This window comes from Kitasatospora griseola (assembly GCF_014648555.1).
Classification (GTDB): Bacteria; Actinomycetota; Actinomycetes; order Streptomycetales; family Streptomycetaceae; genus Kitasatospora; species Kitasatospora griseola.
In genome coordinates this window covers 251,546-269,453 of sequence record NZ_BMRI01000006.1, presented here as the reverse complement: position 1 = coordinate 269,453, position 17,908 = coordinate 251,546, and the positions used below count along the sequence as shown (strand labels likewise).

The 17,908-nt window shown below is 75.0% G+C and carries 4 protein-coding genes and 1 pseudogene; 4 read left to right on the top strand and 1 reads right to left on the bottom strand.

The window, feature by feature from the left end:
- The first annotated feature begins 65 nt into the window (after positions 1-65).
- Together IEZ12_RS10735 and IEZ12_RS10730 are read left to right on the top strand one after the other, a co-directional pair.
- A complete protein-coding gene (locus IEZ12_RS10735) occupies positions 66-2,399 on the top strand; it encodes a heavy metal translocating P-type ATPase (RefSeq protein WP_189271793.1) in 2,334 nt (777 codons plus the stop codon).
- A 105-nt stretch (positions 2,400-2,504) separates the two neighbouring features.
- Positions 2,505-3,209 carry a flavodoxin family protein gene (locus IEZ12_RS10730; protein WP_189271792.1) on the top strand — a complete coding sequence of 235 codons (705 nt, stop codon included), beginning with the start codon at positions 2,505-2,507 and terminating at the stop codon, positions 3,207-3,209.
- A gap of 795 nt (positions 3,210-4,004) precedes the next feature.
- Here the strand turns inward: IEZ12_RS10730 and IEZ12_RS40570 are convergent.
- Positions 4,005-4,691, bottom strand: a pseudogene (locus tag IEZ12_RS40570) (AfsR/SARP family transcriptional regulator); the annotation flags it as partial.
- 185 nt (positions 4,692-4,876) lie between these two features.
- On the opposite strand from IEZ12_RS40570, the gene IEZ12_RS10720 reads away from it, so the two are divergent.
- Positions 4,877-10,906 carry a Tc toxin subunit A-related protein gene (locus tag IEZ12_RS10720; protein ID WP_189271791.1) on the top strand — a complete coding sequence of 2,010 codons (6,030 nt, stop codon included), beginning with the start codon at positions 4,877-4,879 and terminating at the stop codon, positions 10,904-10,906.
- Positions 10,903-17,904: a SpvB/TcaC N-terminal domain-containing protein gene (locus IEZ12_RS40015; protein ID WP_189271790.1), complete on the top strand. Its 7,002-nt coding sequence runs from the start codon at positions 10,903-10,905 to the stop codon at positions 17,902-17,904. Before IEZ12_RS10720 ends, IEZ12_RS40015 begins: the two co-directional genes overlap by 4 nt.
- Positions 17,905-17,908: the final 4 nt, after the last annotated feature.

The window sequence follows — 17,908 nt, the reverse complement described above, 5'->3', positions numbered from 1 at the left end:
CCGGACCGCGCGCGGCGAGGTGCACTGGAGAAGGAAAGCCGCAGGCCGAGCGGAGGAGAACACCCATGGCAGCGCACACCGCGCCGAGCGAACAGGGCGGCGCCCGACAACTGCTCAGCGGCGGCGGCATCGAACCCGTCCTGCTCGGCGTCGTCACCCTCGCCACCGTCACCGGCCTGATCGCCTGGGCGGCCGGAGCCCGCGGATTCGCCGACCAGTGCTGGATCGTCGCCACCGCCGCCGCCATCGCCCCCGCCCTGATGTGGGTCGTCCAGGCGCTGCGGCGCGGCCGGGCCGGCGTCGACCTGATCGCCGTCCTCGCCCTGGCCGGCACCCTCGCCACCGGCGAATACCTGGCTGGCGCGCTGATCGCCCTGATGCTCACCAGCGGCCGCTGGCTCGACGCCGCCGCCGAACGCCGCGCCACCCGCGACCTGCGCGCCCTGCTCCGGCACGCCCCCCGCACCGCCCGTCGCCGCACCGGCGACACCACCGAGACCGTCCCGCTCGCCGACGTCCGGATCGGCGACCGGCTCGTCGTCGGCCCCGGCGAGACCGTCCCGGTCGACGGCCGGATCACCGGCCACCGCGCCGTCCTCGACGAATCCGTGCTCACCGGCGAATCAGCCCAGGTCGCCCGCGAGATCGGCGACCCCGCCCGGAGCGGCGCCGTCAACGCCGGCAGCGCCTTCGAGCTGCGCGCCACCGCCACCGAGGAACACAGCACCTACGCCGAGATCGTCCGCCTCACCCAGCAGGCCGGCGCCGAACGCGCCCCCGTCATCCGCCTCGCCGACCGCTACGCCGCCTGGTTCCTGCCCGTCGCCCTCGCCGCCGCCGGCCTCGCCTGGCTGCTTACCGGCGACGCGATCCGCGCCGTCGCCGTCCTGGTCGTCGCCACCCCCTGCCCGCTGCTGCTCGCCGCGCCCGTCGCCATCGTCTCCGGCATCTCGCGCGCCGCCCGCAAGGGCGTCGTGGTCCGCGACGGCGCCGCCCTGGAGACCCTCGGCCGGGCGCGCACCGTCTGCCTCGACAAGACCGGCACGCTCACCAGCGGACGCCCCCGCGCCTTCGACATCGCCACCGCCCCCGGCCGCACCCCCGCCGAGGTCCTCGCGCTCGCCGCCGCCGTCGACCAGTACTCGCCGCACGTCCTCGCCGAAGCCATCACCGCCGCCGCGGCCGAACGCGGCCTCACCCTGCCCCCCGTCCACGACGTCACCGAACAGCCCGGCCGCGGCGCCGTCGCCACCCTCGCGGACGGCGCCACCGCCACCGTCGGCCAACGCGACACCGCCGACCTGCCCGCCTGGGCCCGGGCCGCCGACAACCGCGCCGCGCTCGACGGCGCCGCCGTCGCCTGGGTCGCCGTCGACGACCGGCCCGTCGGCGCCGTCCTGCTCCGCGACCCCGTCCGGCACGACGCGCCGCGCACCGTCCGCCGCCTGCGCGAGGCCGGCGTCACCCGACTCCTCATGATCACCGGCGACCGCCCCGAACCCGCCCGCGAAATCGCCGCCGTGGTCGGCCTCGACGACGTCCGCGCCCAGCAGTCACCCGCCGACAAGGTCGCCGCCGTCCGCGCCGAACGCGAACGCGCCGTCACCGTCATGGTCGGCGACGGCGTCAACGACGCCCCGGCCCTCGCCGCCGCCGACGTCGGCGTCGCGATGGGCGCCCGCGGCGCCAGCGCCTCCTCCGAAGCCGCCGACATCGTCCTCACCACCGACCGCGTCGACCGCCTCGCCGACGCCGCCCAGATCGCCACCCGCTCCCGCCGGATCGCCGTCCAGTCCGCACTCGGCGGCATGCTGCTCTCCGCCGCCGCCATGGTCCTCGCCGCCTTCGGACTCCTCCCGCCCGCCGCCGGCGCCCTGCTCCAACAGCTCATCGACGTCGCCGTCATCCTCAACGCGCTGCGCGCCCTGCGCCCCGGCCGCGGCGTCGGGCCGGAGATCGACGCCGACACCGAGGAACTCGTCCGCCGCTTCTCCGCCGAGCACGACGACCTGCGGGACGTCCTTGAAGCCGTCCGCGAAGCCGCCGACCGCCTCACCGCACCCGACTCCACCGATGCCCTCGCCGCCGTCCGCCACGTCGACCACCTGCTCACCACCCGGCTGCTCCCGCACGAGGAGGCCGAGGAGCACGAGCTCTACCCCGCCCTCGCCGACGCCCTCGGCGGCCCCGAGACCACCGCCACCATGAGCCGCGCCCACACCGAGATCCACCGCCTCGCCCACCGCATCACCACCCACCTCGCCCACGCCGAACCCACCGGCACCCTCGCCCCCGAACAACACGACGACCTGCGCGCCTGCCTCTACGGCCTGCACTCCGTCCTGCAACTGCACTTCGCCCAGGAGGAGGAGAACTACTTCTCCCTGAGCGCCGCCTGACCACCCGTCACCCCCGCGCCACGGCGTGCCGCGCCACCCACCGGCGCGCACCCGTGGTGCGATGGCCTCCCCCCCCCGCCGTGCCTGCCCACGAAACGGACCCCGATGGCCACCTACACCGACCTGCGGGCGGTCTTCCTCAACTGCACCCTCAAGCGCTCACCCGAACGCAGCCACACCCAGGGCCTGATCGACCTCAGCGCCGCCCTCCTGCGCCGCGAGGGCGTCCAGGTCGAGGAGATCCGCGCCGTCGACCACGACATCGCCACCGGCGTCTGGCCCGACATGACCGAACACGGCTGGGACACCGACGACTGGCCCGTCCTCTACTCCCAGATCATGAACGCCGACATCCTCACCCTGGCCGGCCCGGTCTGGTTGGGAGACAACTCTTCCGTCATGAAGAGGGTGATCGAGCGGCTGTACTCCTGTTCGTCCGTCCTCAACGAGCACGGCCAGTACGCCTACTACGGCCGGGTCGGCGGCTGCCTGATCACCGGGAACGAGGATGGCGCCAAGCACTGCGCCATGAACGTGCTCTACAGCCTCCAGCACCTGGGGTACACGATCCCGCCGCAGGCCGATGCGGGCTGGGTCGGTCCGGCCGGCCCGGGGCCGTCGTACCTCGATGAGGGCTCGGGCGGGCCGGAGAACGACTTCACGAACCGGAACACCACGTTCATGACGTGGAACCAGTTGCACCTGGCGCGGATGCTGAAGGACGCGGGCGGCATCCCGGCGCACGGCAACCAGCGCTCCGAGTGGGACGCGGGCTGCCGCTTCGACTTCGAGAACCCCGAGCACCGCTGAGCGCGGACCAGGGCGGGTGGGAGCCGAGCGGAATTCGGCGTCCACTGCTTCCCGTGCCCGCGGGGACGGTCCCCGGCCGGTCGAGGCGGGCTGCGCTGCGGATCGCAGAGGCCGTCGACGGGTCCGGCGGGGGTGAGGTCGGCGCGGCCGGGCGGGAGCAGGTGGCGGGGCCCGGCAGGAGCGAGGAAGGCCGCCGAGCGCGGCTGTGTCGGCCCTTGCCGGAATCCGGGGAACCATCGCCGTGACCACCGGGAAGACCCCGCCGCCCGGAGCCGCAGGGGCTCGTGGATCGTCCGTCGACTGGCTGAGAAGCTCTTCGCCGACCGCTTCGACTTCCGGCCGAGCGGCCGCGAACAGTGGTGGGAGGATGTGGACGGCGCCCGCTGCGGCCGGTCCCCGGTGCGGACCGCGGCGCCGCCAGCGGTCGGGGGCCGGGCGGTGCCACGTACCCGCAGCGGTCGGACCGGCGTGAGTCGGCCGGTCGGCCTCGGGGTGCTGCCCGCTGCCTGCGGTCGGAGCATCGGCGGGTGTCCGTCGCGGCGATTCCTCGGCCACGACGGCGATGCCGCGCCCGGTCGCGACCGGGTGGGCCTCGACGCCGACAGGGTCGACAAGATCGGCAGCGCCGGGGCCCTCGTCCGGTGCGAGCGCCACGGCACGGCGCTCGACTTCGCGGGGGACAGCCGGGAGTCGGTCCTCCCGGTCCGGTCCCGGCCGCAGTGCCGGGTCGTGCCGGAGGATGGCCTGCTGGGTGCCGGCGAGTTCGGCGCCCGGCTCCACGCCGAGTTCCGCCACCAGCCGTCGGCGGGAGCGTCGGTAGAGCGCCAGGGCGTCGGCCTGCCGGCCGGTGCGGTAGAGCGCGAGCATCAGCCGTGCCAGAGCCCGTTCGCGCAGCGGGTGCTCGGCGACCAGCGCGGTCAGCCGGGCCGCCGCGTCGTCCGGGCGGCGCAGCGCCAGCTCGGCCGCGGCCGCCGACTCCACCGTCAGCAGCCGCAGTTCCTCCAGTCGGGCGCTGTCGGCCCGGAGCGAGCAGTGGTCGCGGAACTCGCCGAGGGCGGCGCCGCGCCACAGGCCGAGGGCCTCGTGCAGCAACTCCAGGGCGCGGTCCGGCCGGCCGTCCGCCAGCTGCTCCCGGCCGTCGGCGGCGGCGCGTTCGAAGCGCCGGGCGTCGATCCGCTCCGGGGTGACCAGGAGGCGGTAGCCGGCCGGGTCGTACCCCAGGACCGGCGCCCCGGAGACGGCGACGAGCCGGGAGCGCAGCCGGGAGAGGTGGCTCTGCAAGCTGTTGAGCGCGCTCGGGGGCGCTTCCTCCTCCCATACCGTGTCGATCAGTTCGGCGACCGGGACGGTCCGGCCCGCAGCCGCCACCAGGGCGGTCAGCGCGGCCCGCTGGCGGGTGCTGCCGAGGGTGAGGACGCACCCGTCGTAGCGGACCTCCAACGGTCCGAGCACGCCGAACTCCCACCCCGTACGGTCGCCCATCGGCTTACCTCCCCGCTCTGCTGACGCTCCGTCCGTTGACTCTGCTTGCCCGGACTGGGCATCGAATCAACGCGCGATCAACGGACTGATGCGTTCATGTTCATCACTCCGCCCACATGCGGGCTGCACGCCATCCACAAGTCCCCCTCGCCAAACTGACGAATCGTCACGACGAGAGGACTCCCATGAACCGGCAGGACATGACCGACCCCACCGACCCGACGACCGATCCGACCATGCTTCCCCCGGTCGACGACCCGAACTGGCCGCCACCCCCGCCGACGCCCGTGCTCTCCGTGAAGATCAACGGGGCGGGCGTCAGCGCCCCCCAGCCGGGCGCCTGGTTCGAGCTGAGCGGCTCGGTCACCGTGAAGTACGCGTCGGACCTGTCCGTCGTCGTCCGGTTCGACGACCGAAGCTACGACGTCGCGCTGTCCGGTTCCGGCTACACCAGGTCCTGGCGGGCGAACGTCCAGGCCTACCGCCCCGGGAACTTCACCGCGACGGTCTTCGCCGACGCGCAGGGCGAGGACGGCACCTACGTCGAGGCCCAGGCCAGTGCGTCCGTCCAGATCACGCTCGGCAGCACCGAGCCGGACCTGACCGTGGTCGCCCCGGCCGCCGGCGTCCTCGGCGTGCCGATCGGCGGGCTGCCGCTGGACATCACCGCCACCACCTCCACCGGTTTCGGTGCGCGGACGATGAGCTGGGAGCTGGTCGGTACCGGCTCGGGCGGCCTGGTCGAGGGCCCGACCGGCACCTTCAAGGGCAACTTCCAGCTGCCCGCAGCGCCGCTCGGCGCCCGGGTGCTGCGGCTGCGCTGCCGCGACGCGGTGGGCAACACCGCGACCCGGGACGTCACGCTGGCCGTCCAGGACATCACTCCGCCCACGCTCACCGTGCAGAGTCCCACCCCCAACAAGGAGTTCACGCTCAAGGACGGCGTGGCGACGATCCCGGTCACCGGCGCCGCGGTGGACGGCCAGAGCGGGGTCCGCGTCGTCCAGTACCGGGTGGACGGCGGCGCGTGGACCGACGCCGTCGCGGCCTCGCCCGGCTGGGCGGCCTGGAGCGCCTCGCCGAGCATCTACGGCTACGGCACGCACACCATCGGGGTGCAGGCCGTCGACGCCGCGGGCAAGGTCACCGCGACCGACATACCGGTGCGCGCCGTCAGTGAGTACCGTCCGGCCTCGCTGGAGGAACGGCTCTCCCAGCGCGCCTACCTGGACTCGCTGCTGGGCTTCGCCCAGGGGCAGGCCACCGTGCCCGGCGGAGCCCTGCTCTCGAAGCGCATCGCGGAGGTGTTCCGCCAGCAGTTCGCCGAGCTGAGCACCGCGCTGGCGGCGCACGGCGACGCCGGATACCGGCCGGTCAACGAGCTGACCGGGGTGATCGACGTGTTGCGCCGGCACGTCGAGGACAAGAGCCCCAAGCTGGCCGGCCACTGGACCTTCGACGACGACGCGGTCTCGGGGAACGAAGCCGGAGACCGCTCCGGAAACGGGCACACCCTCACCTTCCCGGCCGGTCTGGTCCGCGCGCCGGGCCGCAGCGGCCAGGCCGTGAGCTTCGACGGCAGCACCAACGGCGGTCTGCTGCCGCACACCGACAGGTTCGAGATCGGCTGGAACGGCACCGACTTCACGGTCAGCTTCTACATCAACGTCCGGCAGGGCCCGACCGGCCTGTGGCGCAAGGTGATGCACAAGGGGAACGACGACCTGCAGCGCACCTTCGCGATCTGGCTGCAGCCCGACGCGCTCAAGCTGCACGCCCGGTTCAGCACCACCACCGAGTACAACGCCGGTCTGAACGGCACCGCGTCGCTGCAACTGAACACCTGGACCCACGTCACCTTCGTCAAGCGCGGCAACCAGGCGCTGCTGTACCTGGACGGGAAGCTGGACAGCTCCGCCTCCTTCACCGGACGGGTGGTCGGGAACGACGGCCCGCTGCGGGTCGGCGGCGCCTCGTGGGGCCCCGGCTTCAACGGCATGCTCGACGACCTGCGGGTCTTCACCTACGCGGTGGACGAGGCCGGGGCCGCCAAGCTCGCCACCGGCGCCAACCTCCCGACCCCGGAGACCGTGCCGGCCGCCGCCGAGGCCGAGTACCGGTGGACCGCCTACCAGACCCTGCTCGGCGAACTCGGCACGTCCTACGAGGAGTTGCGCCTGGTGCGCGGCGCCGACCAGGCCTCCCGACAGGCCCTCGCCGAGCGGCTCGGCCTCCCGCTCTCCCCGAGCCGGCCGGACCAGCTGGACGCGCTCACCCTTGAGCCCGCCGTGCTCACCGAGGACGCCCTGGAGCGGCTGTTCGGCCTGCGCGACACCGGCACCGCCAAGCCCCAGCTGCGCCAACTCCCGCGCGGCCAGGTCCTGGAGTGGCGGGAGGAGCGGATGCGCGTCCGCTGGGCGCAGCAGGACCGGACCGCCACCGGGCGGGAGTTCGCGGTCATCGTCGACCCCGACCTGCTGAGCGACCTCGACGTCCGCCCGGCGAGTCAGGCGGCCGCGCTGCTCGCCGCCCGCCGTACCGCCCTGGGCGCGGTGGTCCAGGGCCTGAAGACGCGGCGCGAGGCCGCCGCCGACCCGGCCGCCGGCTACCGCGCCGTCCTCGCCGACGCCCTGCCCGCGACCGACCTCGACGCCCTGGACGCGCAGGAGCGGGCCGGGGCCGACATCGAGCCGCAGCTGACCGCCGCCGGGCTCACCCGCGAGGCCTTCCTGCTGCTGCGCCGGATCAAGGCGCTGACCGCCGCCGTCGGCGCGCAGGTCACCGCCGCCGAGTGGGACAGCCTGTACGCCGTCCTCACCCAGGTGAAGAAGGTCGCGCAGTACCACCCGCAGTGGCGCTCCGAGGAGTCGGCCCTGACCCTGTCGCCCGACCAGTTCGTGCCCGGCGCGGCGGCGCCCCGGCTGCCCGCCTGGCGGGCCCGCCAGGCCGCCCGCCGCGGCTGGGAGACCGTCCTGCGCTCCCGCGCCCAGGAGCACCGCGCCCTCACCGAAGGGCACGCCGCGCTGCTCGCCGCCACCGAGGAGAGCGCCCTGCCGGTGCTCCGCGACGCCCTGCTGGACGCCGCCCGGATCGGCGCCCGCCCGGACGCCGCCGACGCGCTCGGCGAGCGCTACCAGCTGCCGGTCGGCGCCGGCGGCGCGCTGCGCACCACGCGGATCCTGCAGGCCGTGGAGACCCTGCAGAACGTCATGTTCTCGCTGCGGGTCGCCCGCTTCGGCAACGGCCACCCGGCCGGCGGCTGGAAGCTCACCAGCGAGAGCGACTTCGACGCCGACTGGGCCTGGATGGGCGGCTACGACACCTGGCGCGCCGCCCTGCTCGCCTTCCTGTACCCCGAGAACCAGCTGGACCCCACCCGCCGCACCGCCGTCTACACCCCCGACCCGACCCGCAGTGCGCCGTTCACCAACCTGGTCGGCCGACTGCGCTCGGTCGCCCGGCTCAGCCCGGTCGAGGCCCGCCAGCAGGCCGCCGCGTACTGGCAGGAGCTTCCGCAGGCGCTGCGCGACCGGTTCGGCGCCGGCTTCCAGCTCACCGACGTGCAGACCGACACCCAGCTGCTGGCCCTGCGCGAGCTGTCGCAGCGACTGCTGTCGCCGTTCGAGATCCGCGACACGACCGGCGTCCCGAAGGCGCCGTACCTGCAGCCTGCGGCGGTGGACGTGCTGGAGGTCCTGTACTTCGTCCCGCTGCTGCTCGCCCAGGGTCTGCAGGCCTCCGGCGAGCACGTCACGGCGCTGGACTGGCTGCAGCGGGTGTACGCGTACCACCGGCCGATGGCCGAGCGGAAGGTCTGCCACCTGCTGGCCCTGGAGCAGCAGGGCCCGGCCGACCTGACCCTGCCGCCGCGCTGGACCAAGAACCTCAACCCGCACACCGTCGCCGCCGGCCGGCCCAACCCGTACACCCGCTACACCCTGCTCGCCCTGATCCGCTGCTTCGTGGACTTCGCGGACTCCGAGTTCGCCCGGGAGGAGACCGGCCGGGCCCGCGGGCTGTACGGCGCCGCGCTCGACCTGCTGGCGCTGCCCGACCTGTGGCCGACCGGCGTCACCACCGGTGACGTCGCCTTCCCCAACCAGGACGCCGTCGCGCTCGGCGCCCGGGCCCGCGCCCAGCTCGCCAAGATCGGGCAGGGCCGGAACATCGCCGGCATGCTGCGCACCGTCGACCTCGGCCAGGCGATGACGGCGGGCGCCGGCGCCGCGGCCCGGCGGGCCGTCGCGCCGCCGACCCCGTACCGCTTCCGCTCGCTGGTCGAGCGGTCCCGGCAGCTGGCCGGGCAGGCGAGTGCCGTCGAGGCCCAATACCTCGCGGCGTTGGAGAAGTACGACGAGAAGACCTACCGGCGGTTCGAGGCCGACCAGGCCGTGCAGCTGAGCGCCGCCCAGGTGACGCTGGCCGCCCGCCGGCTGACCGAGGCGGAGACCGGCACCGAGCTCGCCACCGCCCAGCAGGAGCGGGCGGCGTACCTGGCCGGCCACTACGCGGACCGGCTGCAGGCCGGGCTGAACAGCTACGAGCAGCGCATGCTGAAGGGCTACAAGCAGGTCCGCGACATGCGCAACGTGATCGGCGCGCTGGACGCCACCATCGGCGTGGCCCAGCTGGCGGCGCAGTCGGCCAGCCTCGTCGACTTCATCGGCAGTTTCGGCTTCAAGCAGGTCGCCAACGGCGTCGCCGGCGCGGCGATGATCGGCAAGGCGGTGGCGGGCGGCAAGCTCAACCTGCTGGAGGAGCAGTTGCAGGCCAACACCTTCCTGGCCGGGATGGAACGCCAGAAGGACGACTGGCGGCTGCAGTTGGGCCTGGCCGAGAAGGACGGCAACATCGCCGCCAAGCAGGGCCAGGCCGCCGCCGCCCACCTCGACGTGGTCGCGCAGGAGAAGACCGTCGCCGAACTCCAGGCGAGCCAGGCCCAGGCCACCCTGCTCTTCCTGGACGGGCAGTTCACCAGCGCCGAGCTGTACCACTGGATGGCCCAGGTGCTCGGCGGCGTGTACCGCTACTTCCTCCAGCAGGCCACCGCGGTCGCCCGCCTCGCGCAGGAGCAACTCGCCTTCGAACGCCAGGAGTCCGTCTCCACCTTCGTGCGCACCGACTACTGGCAGGCGCCCGGCGACGGCGCGGACGCCGACCGGCGCGGGCTGACCGGCTCGGCCCGGCTGCTCCAGGACGTCCAGGGGCTCGACCAGTACGCCTTCGACACCGACCGGCGCAAGCTGAACATCACCCAGACCTTCTCGGTCGCCCAGCTCGCCCCGGTGGAGTTCGCCCGCTTCCGGCAGACCGGCGAACTGGACTTCGCCACCCCGATGCGCTGGTTCGACGAGGCCTTCCCCGGCCACTACCTGCGCCTGGTGCGGCGGGTGAAGACCTCGCTGGTGGCCCTGGTGCCGCCCGGCCAGGGGATCAGGGCCACCCTCGCCTCCTCCGGCATCTCCCGCGTCGTGGCCCGCTCCGGCGACGCGGGCGCCACGCTCACCGAGACCGCGCTGCGCCGCGACCCCGAGCTGGTCGCCCTGACCTCGCCGGTCTCCGCCACCGGAGTGTTCGAGCTGGACGCCCAGTCCGAGATGCTGCTGCCGTTCGAGGGCACCGGCGTGGACACCACCTGGCGGTTCGAACTGCCGCGCGCGGCCAACGCGTTCGACTACTCCTCGATCGCCGACGTGGTGCTCACGGTGGAGTACACCGCCATGCACAGCGAGGAGCACCGGGCCCGGGTCGTCGAACGCCTCAACAGCGACCAACAGCGCAGCGGCGAACGGATGTTCAGCCTCCGCGAGGACTTCCCGGACCTCTGGTACGCGCTGCACAATCCGGAGACCGCCGGCCCGCGCGGCGCCGGCCTCACCCTGGCCCGCCCGGACTTCCCCGCCCAACTCGACCAGCTCGCCGTCGGATCGGTGGCGCTGTGCGTCCTCGACCTCGACAGCTCGGAGGAGATCCCGACGATGGGCGTCACCCTCACCCGCGGCGCCCTCGGCGGCGAGGCGCAGACCTACCAGGGCGTCGCCTCCACCCGCCGCGGCAACGCCGCCGCCTGGACCGCCCTGTGCGGCCAGCCCCCGGCCGGCGACTGGCAGCTCGCCTTCGGCCCGGAAGCCGACGAGCTGTTCGACTCCGGACGGCTCGACGACATCCTGCTGGTGGTCGGCTGGATCGGGCAGGCCCCGAGGTGGTCGGCATGAATGCGAAGGCACCCGTCATCGACCTGCCGAGCGGCGGCGGCGCGATCGCCGGCCTCGGCGAGGCGTTCCGCGCCGACCCGCAGACCGGCACCGGCACCTTCACCCTCCCGGTGGAGCTGCCGGCCGGCCGGGCCGGCCTCACCCCGAAGCTCGCCCTCGAGTACAGCTCCGGCAACCCCAACGGCCCGTTCGGCATGGGCTGGCGGCTCAGCCCGCCCGACGTCCGCCGCTCCACCCGGCGCGGCCTGCCGCACTACGACGAGCGCGACACCTTCCTGCTCTCCGGCGCCGAGGACCTCGTCCCGGTGCCGGGGGGCGCCCCCGGCCGCACCCGCTACCGCCCCCGCACCGAGAGCGGCTTCGCCCGGATCGAGCACGTCACCGCGGACGGCCAGGACTACTGGGAGGTCCGCACCGGCGCCGGGCTGACCAACCGCTACGGCACCGCCCGCCCGCCGCAGGCCGCACCCGACTGGCGCGACCCCGCGGCCCTCACCGACCCGGCCGACCCGGCCCGGATCTTCGGCTGGCTGCTCAGCGAGAGCGCCGACCCGCACGGCAACCGGGTGCTCTACCGCTACCGACGCGACGCCGGACCCGGACACGAGCAGCTGCACCTCGCCGACATCCGCTACGTCGAACGCGGCGACGGCGAGTTCCTGGTCCACGTCGTGCTCGGCCACCAGGAGCGGGCCGACCGGACCAGCGACCGCCGACCCGGCTTCGAGCTGCGCACCGCACTGCGCTGCACCCGGATCGAGACCTGGATGCACCACGGCGAGCAGCCCGTCCTCGCCCGCCGGGTCGAGTTCGGCTACACCGAGGCCGCCAACTCCGCGTCCCTGCTCACCCGGGTCACGGTCAGCGGGCACGACGGCGAGGCCGTCCAGAGCACCCCGCCGATCGAGCTCGGCTACTCCGGCTACGACCCGGCCGCCCGCCGCCACCGCCCCCTCGCCGCACCCGCCGGCGCGCTGCCCGCCACCTCGCTGGCCGACCCGACGCTGGAACTGGTCGACCTGTTCGGCGAGGGCCTGCCCAGCCTGGTCCAGCTCACCGGCCAGTACGCCCGCTACTGGCGCAACCTCGGCGACGGGCGGTTCGCCCGGCCCGTACCGCTGACCGCCCCCGACGGCCTCGCCCTGGCCGACCCGGGCGTCCAGCTTGCCGACTGCGACGGCGACGGCCGCACCGACCTGCTGGTCCCCGGCGGCCACTACCCGCCCGCCCCGAACGGAGGCTTCGACCCGGCCCGGTTCGTCCGGCACGCTGCCGCGCCGCCGTTCGACCTGGACGACCCCGCCGTCAAACTGGTCGACCTGGACGGCGACGGCATCACCGACGCCGTCCGCAGCGGCGGCGCGGGCCTGGAACTCTTCCTCCAGCAGCCCGGCCGGGGCTGGACCACCGCCCGCCGGGCCCCGGCCGCGCCCCCGGTCCCGTTCACCGACCCCCGGGTCCACCTCGCCGACATGACCGGCGACGGACTCTCCGACATCGTCCTGGTCGAGCACCGCCGGGTGCGCTACTGGCCGTACCTCGGCCACGGCCGCTGGGGCGCCGAGATCCGGATGACGGCCGGCCCGGTGTTCGACGAGGGCACCGGCTTCGACCCGCGCCGGGTCCTGCTCGGCGACCTCGACGGCGACGGCTGCGCCGACCTGGTGTACGTCGGCGACGGACACCTCACCCTCTGGCTCAACCGGTCCGGCACCGGCTTCGCCCCGCCGCTCACCCTGCACGGCACCCCGGGCGTCACCGACCTGGACGCCGTCCGGCTGGTCGACCTGCTCGGCCACGGCACCCAGGGCATCCTGTGGAGCCGCGACGCCGGACGCGGCACCGGCTACGCCTTCCTCGACCTCACCGGAGGAACCAAGCCCTACCTGCTCACCTCGGTCGACAACCACCGCGGCATGCGCGGCGAGATCCGCTACGCGCCGTCGACCCGCTTCCGGCTGGCGGACGCGGCCGAACGGCGGCCCTGGGCCACCGTGCTGCCCTTCCCGGTGCAGGTGGTCGCCGGGACCACCGTCCGGGACCAGCTGGCCCGCTCCGCGCAGAGCACGGTCTACCGCTACCACCACGGCGCCTGGGACGGCGCGGAGCGGGAGTTCCGCGGCTTCGGCCGGGTCGACGTGTTCGACGCCCGGACCGACCGGGCCGGCGAGCAGGCGACCCCGCCCACCGAGACCCGCACCTGGTACCACCTCGGCCCGCTCGGCCCCGCCGAGGGCGACTGGAACGCCCCCGACCTGCGGCCCGAGCACTGGTCCGAGGACCCGGCCCGGCTCGGCCCCACCGAGTACCGCCTGCCCGAGGACGCCCCGCGCCGGGCGCTGCGCGACGCCGCCCGCGCGCTGCGCGGCCGGGTCCTGCGCAGCGAGCTGTACGCCGCCGACGGGCACCCGGTGCTCGGACCGCGGCCCTACACCGTCACCGAGTACCGCCACCGCGTCGCCGCCGTGCTGGACGGCGCCGCCGGGGCGGCCGGACGCTGGGCGGCGCGGCCGGTCGTCCACGCGGCCGAGACCGCCCACCGCAGCACCGAGTGGCTGCGCGGCGACGAGCCCATGCACCGCTTCGGCTGGAGCGACGACTTCGACGAGTACGGCCGCCCCCGGCTCACCGGCGAGGCCGGCGTGCCGCGCGGACAGGACCCGGCCGCTCCGACCGGCGGCGGCGACCCGTACCTGGTCGGCGCGGTGCGGACCGAGTACGCCGCCGGCGACGACGGGCAGGCGCCGCGCCTGGACCTGACCGCCGCCACCACCCGGCTGCAGGTCACCGACCCCGGCACGCTGCCGCTCGCCGAGCTGTGGCGCACGGTGGGCGCCGGCACCGCCGCCACCGTCCTGCTCGGCCACGAGCGCACCCACTACGACGGCGAACCCTTCGAGGGCCTGCCGCTCGGCCGGGCCGGCGCCCGCGGCCTGCCCGCCCGCACCGAGACCCTGGTGCACACCGCCCGCACCCTCACCGCCGCCTGGGACGAGGAGGTGCCGCCCTACCTGGCCGGGACGGAGTCTCCCGCGGACTACCCCGCCCAGTGGCGCGAGGAGCTGCCACCGCACGCCGGCTACCGGTACGTCGCCGGAGAGCCCGGCCGCCCCGACGGCTGGTACGCCGTCACCTCGCGGCTGCGGCACACCGACCGCGGCCAGGTCGCCGTCCAGCTGGACGCCCTCGACGGCCGCACCGAAGTGGCCTACGACCGCTACGAGCTGCTCCCGGTGCGCACCACCGGCCCGGTCGGCCTGACCAGCACCGCCGAGTACGACTACCGGGTGCTGCGCCCGGCCCTCGGGACCGACCCGAACGGCAACCGGACGCTCCTCACCTACAGCCCGCTCGGCCTGCCGACCTCGACCGCCCTGCTGGGGCGGCCGGGGGAGGAGGACGGCGACACCCCGGAGCAGCCCGGCACGGTCTTCGAGTACCGCCTCGACGCCTGGGACGTCGAGGGCGGGCCGGCCTGGGTGCACACCAGCCGCCGCACCGAGCACCGCTGGGCCGTGGTCCTCGCCGAACGCGCCCGCCGCCTGGCCGCCGGGCTGCCCGCCCCCACCACGGCGGAGATCGCGGCGCTGTTCCCCGCCGACGAACGGGAGCGCCACCCGGAGCGCTTCGTCCAACAGCGGGAGGCCACCGACGGGTTCGGGCGGCTGCTGCAGACCCGGGTGCAGGCCGACGAGCTGACCGTCGCTGCGCTCGGCCTGCCCGCCGACCCGGCCGCGACCGTCGGCGAGGCGGTGGGCCTGCTCGGGCAGGCCGGCGCGCCCCGGGTCGCCGTCACCGGCTGGCGGACCTACGACGACAAGGGCCGGGTGACCGTCGCCTACGAGCCCTACTTCGCCGAGGGCTGGAACTGGACCCCGCCCGAGGAGCAGCAGCCCGACCTGGCCCGCGTCACCACCCACCGCGACCCGCGGGGCGAGGTGGTCCGGGTCACCGCTGCCGACGGCTCCGAGCTGCGCACCGTCCACGGGCGCCCGACGGCCCTCGGCACGCCCGACGAGTACCGGCCCACGCCCTGGGAGACCTGGACCTACGATGCCAACGACAACGCCGGCCGCACCCACCCCGGCGCCTCCGGCACCCCGGCAGGCCACCGCGACACCCCGACGACCGCCCTGCGCGACGCCCTCGGCCGGACCGTCGCGACCGTCGAGCGCCTGGCCGACCGCGCGCTGACCACGCGCACGCGCCTCGACTTCGAGGGCCGGGTGGTGGAGACCGTCGACGCCCTCGGCCGGACCGGCTCGCGCACCGCGTACGACCTGCTCGGCCGCCCCTGGCGCACCGAGCACCGCGACTCCGGGGTACGCCGCCGGGTGCTCGACCCGCTGGACGGCCCGCTGGAGGAGCACGACGCCCGCGGCGCCGTGCTGCTCACCCGCTTCGACGCCGCCCACCGGCCGGTGCGGCTGTGGGCCCGCGACGACGCCGACAGCCCGATCACGCTGCGGGTGGAGACCGTCTACGGCGACACGCTCACCGCGCCGGACACCGGGGCCAACCTGCTCGGCCGGGCGCACGTCGTGCGCGACGAGGCCGGCGAGCTGACCCACGAGGCGTACGACCGGGCCGGGCGGCCGCTGGAGACCGTCCGGCGGCTGCCCGGCGAGGACCTGCCGCTGCCGCTGCCCGGTGACTCCGGTGGCCCGACCGACCCCGGAGGCTCGGACGGCCCGGGCGGCCCGCCCGGCTCGGGCGATCCGATGAGCCTGACCGGCACCGGCACCGGCACTGTCGCCGGCACCGGCGGCGGTGTCGAGGGCCCGGCGCCGCTCGACCTGGCGACCTACCGGCTCAGCAACCGCTACGACGCGCTCGGCCGACGCACCCTGCTGCGCTGCCCCGAGGACGTCACCGGCCACCGGGCCGAGATCACTGCGGGCTACGGCCGCTCCGGCGCGCTCGCCGAGCTCGCCCTCGACGGCGTGCCGCACCTGCGCCGCGCGGCGTACGACGCCCGGGGCCGCCGGGTGCTCACCCTGTACGGCAACGGCGTGCTGACCCGCGCACTGTACGACCCGCACAGCGGCCGGCCGGCCCGGCTGCGCAGCGAGCCGGCCGTCGAGTTCACCGGCGCCGACGGCGCGCCGCACTGGCAGTCGCGGGGGCCCGCCGTGGAGGACCACGCCTACCGGCACGACCTGGTCGGCAACGTGCTCACCGTCACGGACACCCACTCCGGCTCGGGCCTCGCCCCGACCCCCGACCGGCTGATCCGCCTGTTCGACTACGACCCGCTGTACCGGCTGATCGCGGCCACCGGCCGGGAACACGAGATCCGGCCCGCCACGCCGTGGAGCGCGGGCCCGGCCGGCACCGACCCGACCCGCACCCGGGCGTACCGGGAGAGCTACGAGTACGACGACGCCGGCAACCTCACCACGCTGACCCACGCCGCCGACGGCGCCGGCTGGGTCCGCCGGATGCCCACCGAGCCGGGCCACGACCGGCCGGCCGCCCTGCTGGTCGCGGACGTCCGCTACGAGCACCGCTGGGACGCCTGCGGCAACCTGCTCTCCGACGCGGACAGCCGGCACTTCGGCTGGGACGCCGCCGGCCGGCTCACCGGCTATCGCGAGCAGGCCGGCCGGCTGCCCACCCTCCAGGTCGTCAACCGCTACGACGCCGCCGGGCAACGGGTGCTGAAGATCCGTCAGGACATGGGCGGGGCCCGGCGGCTCACCGTGGACATCGACGGGGTCTTCGAGCGGATCGTCCTGGTCGCCCCGACCGGCGCGGTGTCCGCCCACGACACCGTCCACCTGCCGGACGGCGAGTCCCGGATCAGCTCGGCGCGGTTCGGTCCGGCCCTCCCCGGGGACCTCACCCCGGCGGTGAAGTACGCGCTCCACGACCACCTCGGCAGCGTCGGCGCCGTCCTCGACCAGGCCGGCGCGCTGGTCAACCGCGAGGAGTACACGCCGTACGGGGAGACCTCGTTCGGCTCCTACGCCGCCAAGCGCTACCGCTTCACCGGCATGGAACGCGAGGAGGAGAGCGGCCTCGCCCGCCACGGCGCCCGCCACTACGCGCCCTGGCTCGGCCGCTGGACCTCACCCGACCCGGCCGGCGAGTCGGACGGCTCCAACCGCTACGCCTACACCCGCGGCAACCCGCTGCGGCGGGTCGACCGGACCGGCACGAGCGGCAAGGAGGCGGACGAGGAGAAGTCGAAGGCCGGCGCGGAGAAACCGCCGAAGCTCTCGCTCTCGCAACAGATCCACCGACGGATCGGCAAGGCCGGGCAGGAGACCGCGACCTTCCTGCCGCCCGCTCCCGGCACGGGGCCGTCCGACTCGGCGAGCGCGAAGGACCTGCTGAAGTCCGCGGCGGTCAACGCCGTCCAGCAGCACCCCGTGGTGCAGGCGGCGAAGCTCGGCCTGGAGCTCGCCGAGAAGTCCGGGGTCGACGTCCCGGGCGTCGCCCAGCACGTGGTGGACGGCGTGACCGAGGGTCCGCACGCCGCCGGCGTGCAACTCGGCCTCGGCCTCAACCTCTGCCCCGGCGTCTGTCTCTTCGTCATCGACGTCAACGTCGGCGTGTACTTCACACCGCCCACGCTCAACAACCAACTGTTCGACTCCATGCACTTCTTCGCGGGAGGGGGCAGCGCCGAGGCCGGTCTCACGGGCAGCGACACGAGCATCCCCGGACCGACGCTCGCGGGTATCCCCCTCGCCGTCGGTGTCAGTGCCGGCGGCGGCCCGTACGCGAACGTCTTCTGGACCCAGGCGGCGACCCCGGGCGACTTCCGCGGGGAGGCCCGCAACGTGGCCGCCGGCTACGGCGACTGGGGCGGCGGAGTGAGCGTCAACTCCTCCAAGCAGATGACCTACAGCGCCGGCACGGCCAAGGGCGGCTTCGGCGGCGGGGTCTTCACCTTCGACAGCTACACCTGGATGAGCGACAACGTCTGGCCGTTCCCGAGCTACGCCGACATGGAGTTCTCGACCCGCCGGTTCCTCGGCGTCCCCTACTGATCGG